This window comes from Paenibacillus sp. J31R122 (assembly GCF_056269185.1).
In genome coordinates, this window is the sequence record NZ_JBWDNM010000034.1 from 1 (window position 1) to 9,002 (window position 9,002).

The following is a 9,002-nucleotide window of genomic DNA, read 5'->3' on the forward strand; positions in this document are numbered from 1 at the left end:
TTATTGATACATGATGTACAAGAGGATTTCTTCCTATTTTTTGCTATCCTGCCCGTTCAATGGTTCATTTTCAGTATCATCATCGTAGGCGTCACCTAGTGATTTAAAATCCTCTTTAAGCCAGTACCACCTTTCTCCGCCATTTTGGACCAATCGTTCTAATAGCTCAGTAAATGAGTTTGCTATTACTGGACAATCTCCCACAATCCCATGTCTGTCCCAAAAGCTGTCGTAGCATTTCCCTAAACGGTCTTGATGTAAATCTATAGAAATGTAATCACCATTCCCATCATGACCAACGATGTACCAATGTGATGATATGTCTTCCTCAGCTGGTTCTCCTATGATGACTGGATTTGATAAAGTGAACTCCTCTGGCGGAACTATTATACAAGAATAATCTTCGCTTTCAAAAAATAGCACTCCCCCGCATAGCTCATAAAAACGGCTAACATCAGGAGGAAGTTTATGCTTATCAATTCGTGGAAGTCCATTTGGTGGATTTACTTTACAATTAGGTAAGGACTCAATATGCATTAAAAATTCATATATGTCTTTCAATCTATATCGTTCCTTTCAAAAGCCTTATTTGCACTATCGTTTTCCGTTAGCTTAATGCTATCGGCAAACCTAAATCTATATATCTAGTCTACAACTATAACCATACTCAGACATTGTTTAGCTTACTCTGATAATTATAAAAAGCCCGCTATTTGCACGGACTTAATTCGGACTATGTTCTCGTCTTTCGACATAACTTTTAGCATTAGACATGCTCCAGTCACTTTCGCATGCGCCCCGCGACGAAATATGATTTAATATATCAAAGGAGCGTGATTCAATGGACATCAAATCATTTTTATATCCTAAGAACGAGGTCTCTTACCTCATGACATCCTCTAATATGAAAGAAGCCATGGATAAATTGGAGGCGAGCCACTATACAGCTATTCCGATCTTGGACGACAATGGCTTATATTTCGGAACGCTATCCGAGGGAGATTTGTTATGGAAGCTGAAAGCCACACCCGGCCTCGGCTTCAATACGATGCACGAAATTCCTGTCATCTCTATCAAAAAACGGATGAAAGTCGAATGCGTTGCGATCAGCGCCGATTTGGACGATATGCTGGCGCTGGCGGCCGATCAGAACTTCGTTCCGGTCGTAGACGCCGATCGCGTCTTCCTCGGTATTATTCGTCGCAAAGATATAATCGCATATTATACCAGGAATATTGTAGATTAGTTGGAAAGAACTGGTCTTGCGGATCATGAAGGCTGCCGTTCGACCGGCAGCCTTATTTTTGTTCTTAATGTTTATTGAGCTATCGTTCCCCGTTAGTTCAATAAATCAACATAGTTTTCGTAAACTTTATTTCTCTGCTTCTGAAATATGCCAGCATACACCAGAGGGATCTATTAGGTTGATCTCACGTTTTCCCCAAGGATACATTGTGGGTTCCTTTACCTTAATAGGATAGTTTTTCTCTAAAGTAACGGTTTGTATGAGTGACCACCAACCATCTAAATCCTCAACTACTAGTTCTACCATGTAATTATCTTGGAATTCTTGATTATGGAAATTTTGAAGAAAGAATTCCTGTTCCCCAATTCGAAAGATGCTCAATCCGTCGTCGGAATAGACTTTTTCAAAACCAAGATCTTCAAAAAAACTCTGTGCAAGTATATAATCTTTGCCTGATGGAATAAATGGTCGAAGCTTTGAAACATTCATAAGTTTCCCTCCCCTTTGGAGCTAATAAGCAACCCTAATCATCCTCAAGAGCCCATTGTCTCTTACACAATTATACAGCTAATTCTCTTAAGATACATAATTCTTACCACGTTAACCTGCCCGTTAGCCTAATGAAATGAGCAGGCTACCGTAGCACAAATGTGTATCATTTAACTAAAGTTCTCTGTTAGCTTAATAACTTTGAATTTATTTCAAATCAATATATCTTGCATCTCCTCCAAATAATTCGTCTGCAATTAAGTTCCCATCATTGTCAAATGCCCTAATAGTCCATGAATCCTCTGAATATTCATCTAAAACAAATAATACATAATTATCAGTAACCTCTTTTAAATGGTAATCACCACTATTTGCTTTAACATCATCAAGAGATAATTCATAAGTATCCGAAGGAATTATTCCGTCCATGTGATTTCCAAGTGCAATATATTTGATATTAGAATCTTTAGCGATTTTTATTGCTACTAAAAAGCTGTTATTATCAGCAATTCCACTTGCTTGAAATGGCTTACCTTCTTCTATCCCATAACCATAAGTACCTCCATCATACCGATAAAGGAACCCAAACCTTTTTTCTGTTTTCGCTACTCCAAATGTCTTATGAGTTATATCTTCAAACAATACTGCTTTCCCATAATCACCAATATTAGCTGAACGAATTTTTTTAACATCACCTGGTATTGTATTTATTTCGTTAAAATGTAATCCACTCATGCTACCAACTAGGATCAAACCAAATATTAAAGAAACAACAATTATCTTTTTTTTCATTACTTCCCCCCAGAAATTAAATTTTTTCATATAAACCCATTATCCTGCTTGCACTAACCTGCCAGTTAGCTTAACAAAGAAAGGAAGCAACTGCCGCAGCAAACTGCTCCATATCTGTTCAACTAACGCTACCCGTTAGTTGAACGAATGATTGTCAAGACTTGGGTGACAACTTCTTCGTACTTACCCAATACTTCCGAAATCAGTTCTCGGGATCATGTACTTTAGTCCACCCATCCGTGTTTTCAATGGTTCTAAAACTTCCGTTTATGATACGGAAGACCCTCGCCTTCTTCGCAATACTGTTTAAGACTGTACAAAAAAATAGCCCAGTTATAATTACATACGCGATAAAATGCGGTCACTTCCTCCCAATTCATCTGACGAAAAATGATTGAAGTCTTCCCGGTTTTTTCCTCCATATCAAAAGAAATTGTCGTACCTATCCATTCTGGATCTGAATCAACACACTGCCACAAAATCTTTTTATCGGTAACAAGCTCATCAACTCGCATCTTTGTTAAGCCTTTGCCGCCGAATCGGAACTCATTTATACAACCGATCTGATCATTGACTATTAGTTCATTTGTCCATATTTCTGAAAGTCCTTTTGCAGTGGTTAATGCTTCATATACCGTTGAAGCTGGAACATTCACGGTCTGTAAGTGCTCGATATTTGACATATTGCTCATTCCCCTTCTTTATAAGGATTTAATTTATGTAATTATTTGTATACGAATATTATACCATGGTACGGTTGATGTGATTTCTTTTCGATTGCTCATTTTTGAAATAACGCTTAGGGAAGGTTGTTTAACTATGCTGCCCGTTAGCTTAACGATACGTATTTGTAAATATAGAATTTCTACTCAACTGCAATTTAGTCTATGTACTATCCAATCGAGTAATATCTGACTTCCCTTTTGCATCTTCAACGAACCATTAATAATAAGATCCGCATACCATCGAGTCGGTTCAACAAAAATATCATGCCTATACCTTACTAAATCAAGATATTCTTGTACTGCCGCTTCATTGGTATAGCTCCCATCTGCGAACTTCCCTATTCTTCTAACAAGTCTTTCATCTGACTGACAATCAACAAATACTTTATAGTCAATTCTTTCTCTAAGTTGAGGAAAATGGAACAATAGGAATCCTTCTATAATTATTACCTCTTCATTTTGAAGTGCCTGATTAAAATCTTCTACTACCTTATCCACATTAATTGCAAATGGATCATTAAAATCTTCATACTCCTTCCCAGAGAAAGGAGCTTTTGTTAATGGTCTTTTCGAATAATAATACTTATCCATATGAATAACCTTGACACGATAATCGCTAAGCCCATTGACTAAGAATTTACTTAATGTAGTCTTGCCACTGCCTGATCCTCCCGCAATCCCAATTGAAAATGGCATGCTCATTTCTATCCTCTCTAAACTGAGTTTTATTTAATGTTTCAATATTATGTATATTATCTACTCAACGGTAGTACTGCGTTAATCTGCCCGTTAGCTCAACGAGGCTGCCGTTTTATGCCGGCAGCCTCGTCCTGGTGATTGTTAAGCTATATTTACCCGTTAGTTCAAGCTTAACTGTTTATAGCAAGAATACTGATGGACCAAACAATAAGTGCGAAAATTAAACCGCTCCAGAAAACCTCAGCAGTATAAGGTTTCCCTTTAACAATCTTTTTTACTGCTCTTAACAATAAGACTATAAACAAAAACCCTAAAATAGGCATCAGGTAGACGCCAATAAATACAAATATAACCATGACATTTCACCTTGTTTCTTTTAAAGATGTTGACTAAGGGACATTATATAATTGAACTAATTAGATTTGAACGACTACTCTATATTAACACATATTGGAAGTATCCTGCCCGTTAGTTGAGAAAACGACAGCTACTTCACCGGCTGCCGTTTCTTCGTGCTTATTGAGCTATCGTTCCCCGTTAGCGTAATGATTTCACTAATTGTTTTTATTATTTTCCGTCCCGTGTTTTATACTTTCAATAGCAAATATAGCCGATTCTCGAACATCACGAATATTAACTTTTGATAATTCTTTTAATATAGTTATATCTTCGATTACACCAATGTCTGATAAAACGGAAGTAGCATAAATAATATCATATTGGTTCTTCTTAACTTCATTAGATCCATTAGCTATAATTTCTAACACGACTTGTTTGGCTCTTGGATTTTTTGACGCCTTAAGAGCTCGGATAGCCGAGTGGCGGATTTGCCAGTTACCATTCCTGGTTAACTGTATTATTGGTTCAATATCCATAACATCAGATTTTTCTAAATCGGAAACGCAGTCAAGCAAGCTACTGATAGCATACTTATCCGATTCTTTATGCAATTGATTGATTAAAAATTGCAATGCATTTGAATCTGGATGCTTTTTTAACAACTTCGAGAGAATAAAATACGCTCCCTTTCTAACGTTCAATCCATCTAATGACTTGTGAAAGTTGACAATATCGATAAGAATCTGAATAAAATATTTATTATTTAATGCTTCAGCTTCCCTATATGCTTTGAAACTTATTGATTCATCAGAACTTTTTGCATTATCACGGAAAGACATTCTGTTAATTAATTCGAGCAAATATTTTTTTCTTCTTTTCATATACATCGTTTTAATAAGTGAAGATACATAGCTTTCCTTCATCAATCCCCAACTTTCATTGCATGTATAGTTTCATTTAGTTTACTACAATCTGGAACGATATTGTTATTTTTTTACAAATAACGAATGAGCTATCCTGCCCGTTCGTATTATGAGGTCACCAGATCTTTCTGGTGGACCTCATTTTTGTGTGGTCGTAAGATAGCAGTAGCCGGGGATCGAACGTTTCTGCCCGTGGGACTTGGATCCCGAGAGCTATTCTGTTCATCCCCCCTACTTGTTCAACCATGGTTAGGCTGGTTGGGACGTTGATCCCGTATCACATGCGATAGTATGGAAGACAAGAAGGTTAGGGGTTGCCGGTGAAAATACTACAGGAGTGATGTCATGAATCCAGTCATTGGCTTGGATGTGTCCAAGGGAGAGAGCCATGCACAAGCTTTTTTAGACCGTGGAGTACCTCATGGGAAGATCTTCAGATTTAATCATGATCTAGAGGGATTATCGTCTTTTCTTAATTATGTTCGAGCAGTGGAATCAGCTGCAGGGATGAGCCCTTGCATTGTAATGGAGGCAACAGGCCATTATCATAGCCCTGTTGTTCAGTTTCTGGATGAGCACCAGTATCTGTACATCGTCATTAATCCGTTAATCTCATATGAAGCCAAGCAAACTAATTTGAGACGGGTCAAGACGGATGCTGCTGATGCCTATCAACTTGGGGCGCTGTTCTATAAAGAAGAGTTTGAACCCATCAAAAAACGGGGTCAGCATCTCATGAATTTACGCTATCTCACTCGTCAGCATGAATCTTTAACGGGTATGTATGTTCAAGCGAAGCTGCAGTTCCAGGCTATTCTAGATCAGGTTTTTCCTGAATACCATGGCGTGTTCGGTGACCTCTATTCTAAAGTTTCGCTTCGACTTCTAGCCTTACACCCAACGTCTAAAGAAGTCCTGGATATGACTGGGGAAGAGATTACAGCAACAATCGGGCGCCTTACAGGACGCGGTAGATCTGCTTTATGGTGTTCGGAGCACGCTCAAATCTTGGTAGCGGCAGCAAGGCGAAATCCCTTTAAGGAGACGGCTTTCCAAGTCATTTGATCTCCATGCAGCTGCTCATCAAATTGCTTCTTCAATACCAGGACCATCTAGCAGACCTTAATAAATCGATAGAGACCCTGGCTGAAGAATTACTTGAATATGATTTAATCCAATCGATACCCGGTATCGGCACTAAAATTGCCGCAACAATTTTGGCTGAGATTGGGGAAATCGATCGGTTCGATCACGCAAAGAAGCTGGTGGCCTTTGCTGGTGTTGATCCCAGTGTATTTGCTTCAGGTAAGTTTGTGGCAACCCAAAATAGAATCACGAAACATGGCTCCAGAAGGCTTCGTACAGCCCTGTATCAAGCTGTGCGATGTGGTATTCGTAGTAATAGAAACAAGAAATTAAGAGCTTACTACGATAAAAAGCGTGCGGAAGGAAAGCTGTTCAAAGTAGCGGTAATTGCTTGTGCAAACAAACTCATTCACTGGATTTTTGCCATCTTGACTTCAAAAGAAGCATTTCGGCTAGATTGAGCAGCATGAAATAGAAAAATATGAAATATATTCCTGTGCCGATGGGGACGGTTATTTGTCATATCTTTTTTTAAGTATACCACTCCTGGAATCGGCCATTAATAATTAAATATTGACAAGCTATTAGCTGGAATAGCTTAACGCCCAGCAGTACATCTGTACAAAAATCATTATTTTGTGAAGATATTATCGGCACAAGCCACAATGCACTAAACAAACAAAAAGGCCCTATTCTACCACTTTCCCTTTGTAGTCGATTAACCATCGACCAAGAAAAAGAAAATAGCTTGTAGGGCCCTTTTTATGCTTCTGGGAAGGTTGTATTTATGGAGATGGGAGAGAGAAAAATATTTTTACTATGTTGCAGAAGATACAGCTTTAACATATTTGCCTAACCCATATTCAACAGCAATCTCTTCTTTTGTATCGACTCCTTTGATCGACCAAATCTTAGTTCCCTTTTTGAAATAATTCGAATAGTTGTCTGGTGTTTCTACAGTCTCGGTTGTTGAATGGTTAACAATTCCTCCTATCTCTCCGTCTACATTGAGAACTTCGTCGGTTGTCACCCTATACACTTTGTTATTCCATTTCACCAAGGGATACGGAAAAGAAGATTGAGTGTTTACTTGCTCTGTAACTGATGGTTTATTTTCTAGATTGACTATGCTGTCGCCATTTGAACAGGCACTAATCATAACTACTGACAAAATTATCATTATTTTTTTCATTATCCATCACCTCGAACTTTTGACGTACTTACTAATTCAATTGTTTCCGGTTTACTCTTTTTATAATAAATACCTCTCTAAATAGTTCAGAGAGGTATTTATTAAAACAGTTATTTAATTTTATTTTTTACTAGTTCTTTTTTTGAGGCGACATTTTTAAAATTACCTGCTTCATTTACAAAAATGCTATCATCCTCGTTAATAGGAATAAAGGTATTACTATCTACTTTTCGTAAAAACAATACAACTTCTTGGTCTTTCTTCAAGTGGGTTGAAGAATCGGAGAACACTGTAACGACACCATCTGTGCCTCCCATTTGAGAAACAACAATGTTTTGACCTATGGCTTGATCTCCTTTTAAAACCTCGGTTATTTCAACATTAACTTCTGTTGAGTATTTACTGTAATCTCCTCTTTTAAACTTACTTCCTTTTTCTTTAGACACTTTCCCCTTAACTACTAAGTCAGCTACTTTTGCTAAAGCTTCTTCGTCTTCATAATAAACTGCCCAAGAGGGATAAACGTAAACCCCATCTTTCTTCGAAAAAGCGCTAGTAGAAGAACTAGAGATTAAAGGATACAAAAGATTGGTAGCAGCAATATCAGACGTGGAAGGTGAAAGTGATCTTCCTGAAACCGACCCATCAGATTTAAATGTATACGGAAACATAGCGCTGATCTCTACCACTGAAGTATGATCTAAACCTAGTGAATGACCTATTTCGTGGACGAGCACGCCTGTAATAATATTACTTGTGTACTTACTTTTCGATGTATGGTAAGTGTTATTTTTTAATGTGCTTTTTGTAATAATACCATTCTGATGATAAACTTCAGTAACACCGTCCCACGCAGCGGTAGAATCATTAACATTATAGGCATAATATGTTGAACTGATTCCTAGAGTAGCGGATATATTGAAATTTGTGTCATTTTTCCATTTTATAGCAGCTGCACTCCAAGGGGATGTTGCACTTCCAGTAGCAACATACAATGTATTAGTTCTGTTTGACCATTTTCCAAATGTAGGAGTTGCCGAAACTATACTGTTACTCAATAGCAGTGAAACACTCGTTAAGACTACAGCAACACCAGTTAAAATTTTCTTTTTTTTCATTATTAAACCTCCTAATAATTTTATGAGATCTTTATTGGGTGTGAATTCTCTCTTATAATCCATTTTTAACTAAAATTATCATTTCTCCCTTCTGTGTGGACAGTTATATTTTACCTTTTTTTCATAATAATAGAAACGAAATATGATTTGGTATTTTCCGAATTTATATTTGCGCCCGCAAAGACATATGTACAAAATTTCTTATTTTGTGAAGATGTAAAAAGGAGCTGCCGCAGCAGCTCCTTCTTCGTTTGTATAAGGTCATTCATTGAACTAACGTTACCCGTTAGCTTAATGAAAAGGAGCAACTGCCGCGGCAATCTACTTCCTTGATCGTCCAACTATCGTACCCGTTAGCAAAACTGTCAAAAGGGTCTTAATTTCTTTGGGGGA

At 37.5% G+C, this 9,002-nt stretch carries 9 protein-coding genes and 1 pseudogene; 2 read left to right on the forward strand and 8 right to left on the reverse strand.

All coding sequences use genetic code 11. The features are described from left to right. Positions 1 to 33 precede the first annotated feature (33 nt). Entirely contained in the window at positions 34 to 561 is a 528-nt protein-coding gene (locus AC0YN7_RS29335) for an SMI1/KNR4 family protein (RefSeq protein WP_475813554.1), read from the reverse strand. 280 nt (positions 562 to 841) lie between these two features. Here AC0YN7_RS29335 and AC0YN7_RS29340 point away from each other — a divergent pair, with 280 nt between their 5' ends. Next, on the forward strand, positions 842 to 1,246 hold the full coding sequence (locus AC0YN7_RS29340) for a CBS domain-containing protein (protein ID WP_475813555.1): 405 nt from the start codon (positions 842 to 844) through the stop codon (positions 1,244 to 1,246). Between the two features lie 126 nt (positions 1,247 to 1,372). On the opposite strand, the gene AC0YN7_RS29345 is transcribed toward AC0YN7_RS29340, so the two are convergent. From AC0YN7_RS29345 to AC0YN7_RS29365, 5 genes are all read right to left on the reverse strand, one after another. After that, positions 1,373 to 1,735 carry a VOC family protein gene (locus AC0YN7_RS29345; RefSeq protein ID WP_475807914.1) on the reverse strand — a complete coding sequence of 121 codons (363 nt, stop codon included), beginning with the start codon at positions 1,733 to 1,735 and terminating at the stop codon, positions 1,373 to 1,375. Positions 1,736 to 1,942: 207 nt separating this feature from the next. Next, positions 1,943 to 2,527 carry a hypothetical protein gene (locus AC0YN7_RS29350; RefSeq protein ID WP_475813556.1) on the reverse strand — a complete coding sequence of 195 codons (585 nt, stop codon included), beginning with the start codon at positions 2,525 to 2,527 and terminating at the stop codon, positions 1,943 to 1,945. A gap of 254 nt (positions 2,528 to 2,781) precedes the next feature. Continuing rightward, a complete protein-coding gene (locus AC0YN7_RS29355; protein WP_475813557.1) occupies positions 2,782 to 3,210 on the reverse strand; it encodes an SRPBCC family protein in 429 nt (142 codons plus the stop codon). Between the two features lie 186 nt (positions 3,211 to 3,396). Then, positions 3,397 to 3,954 carry a uridine kinase family protein gene (locus AC0YN7_RS29360; protein WP_475813558.1) on the reverse strand — a complete coding sequence of 186 codons (558 nt, stop codon included), beginning with the start codon at positions 3,952 to 3,954 and terminating at the stop codon, positions 3,397 to 3,399. A gap of 551 nt (positions 3,955 to 4,505) precedes the next feature. Next, positions 4,506 to 5,213: a HEAT repeat domain-containing protein gene (locus tag AC0YN7_RS29365; protein ID WP_475813559.1), complete on the reverse strand. Its 708-nt coding sequence runs from the start codon at positions 5,211 to 5,213 to the stop codon at positions 4,506 to 4,508. 345 nt (positions 5,214 to 5,558) lie between these two features. Between AC0YN7_RS29365 and AC0YN7_RS29370 the strand changes: the two are divergent. Further along, positions 5,559 to 6,760 (forward strand): annotated as a pseudogene (locus AC0YN7_RS29370) (IS110 family RNA-guided transposase). Between the two features lie 356 nt (positions 6,761 to 7,116). Here the strand turns inward: AC0YN7_RS29370 and AC0YN7_RS29375 are convergent. Both AC0YN7_RS29375 and AC0YN7_RS29380 read right to left on the reverse strand, forming a co-directional pair. Next, positions 7,117 to 7,491, reverse strand: a complete 375-nt coding sequence (locus AC0YN7_RS29375; protein ID WP_475813560.1) for a hypothetical protein — start codon at positions 7,489 to 7,491, stop codon at positions 7,117 to 7,119. Between the two features lie 110 nt (positions 7,492 to 7,601). Then, positions 7,602 to 8,609: a matrixin family metalloprotease gene (locus AC0YN7_RS29380; RefSeq protein WP_475813561.1), complete on the reverse strand. Its 1,008-nt coding sequence runs from the start codon at positions 8,607 to 8,609 to the stop codon at positions 7,602 to 7,604. Positions 8,610 to 9,002 lie beyond the last annotated feature (393 nt).